General features: G+C 64.7%; 1 pseudogene. It reads left to right on the forward strand.

Annotation, left to right across the window (positions count from 1 at the left end):
* Window positions 1-495 precede the first annotated feature (495 nt).
* Window positions 496-1,154 (forward strand): annotated as a pseudogene (locus tag GOAMI_RS22270) (class I SAM-dependent methyltransferase); the annotation flags it as partial.

The following is a 1,154-nucleotide window of genomic DNA, read 5'->3' on the forward strand; positions in this document are numbered from 1 at the left end:
CCGTTGACAGGGGCGTTGGTCCGGTACGCCGCCCTCAGCTCGGCATTGCTGACCTGATCACCCAGCCAGCGGCAGCAGGGCTGGCGAGAGAGCAGAAGTACCCGACACGACACCGCCACGGGGATTGAGTCGGCGGCGAGCGCTCTCACGAGCGCGCCGAGTCTTTCTCGGCAGGTTCGCCTGCGACAGATACGCTGCGGCGCGACGCAGCACCTCGTTCTCCTGCTCGAGTAACCGGATCCGCTTGCGGGCCTCGCGCAGTTCGGCGGACTCGGTTCGAGGTCACACCTAGGCTGCGGCCCTCCTCGAGGTCAGCACGTCGCATCCACTTGTGCCAGCATCGTCGGGCGCACCCCGAAGTCGTTGGCGACCCGCTCGATCGTGACGTCGTCTCCACGGTCACGGGCCACTCGGGCCACATCGCCACGGAATTCCTGGGGGTAGGGCTTGGGACAGTTGCATCCTTCCCGACCGCCCGAAGGCAAGCCAGATCAGATGTCACCTATCCGTGCAGCACTCCAACAGAGCATCTGGATGCAGAAGGTTGCCGCCGATCCCGGACACTCCCAGTGGTACGTCGAGCGTTTCCGCACGATGGAGCGTGAGGGGAAAGACGTGGTCGGTGAGGCGCGCTTCATCGACGCCATGGCTGCCCGCGGTTCCCGCATCCTCGACGCAGGGTGCGGCGCCCGACGCATCGCCGGATATCTGGCATCGGTCGGTCATGACGTTGTCGGCGCCGACGTCGATTCGGTGCTCGTCGCCGCGGCTGAGAAGGATCACCCGGGACCGCGCTGGCTGGTCAACGACCTCGCCGAACTCGACTTAACGGCCCGCGGCATCGACGAACAGTCCGACATCGTCGTGTCCGCAGGTAAAGTCATGACTATTCTCGCGCCAAGCACTCGCGTCACGGTACTGAGGCGGTTACGCGCGCATCTGCGCGAGAACGGTTGCGCGGTAGTCGGTTTCGGCGCGGGCCGTGATTATCCGTTCGATGACTTCCTCGACGACGCGTCGACGGCCGGCTTCGCGGCTGACGTGCTGCTGGATTCGTGGGATGTTCGGCCGTTCACTCCAAAATTTCAGAGTTCCTGGTGGCGATACTTCTCCACGCGGGAACAACAAACTGTAGCCCGGTCAGGCATCCGCGC

Source organism: Gordonia amicalis NBRC 100051 = JCM 11271 (assembly GCF_000332995.1).
In the GTDB taxonomy this organism is placed as follows: domain Bacteria; phylum Actinomycetota; class Actinomycetes; order Mycobacteriales; family Mycobacteriaceae; genus Gordonia; species Gordonia amicalis.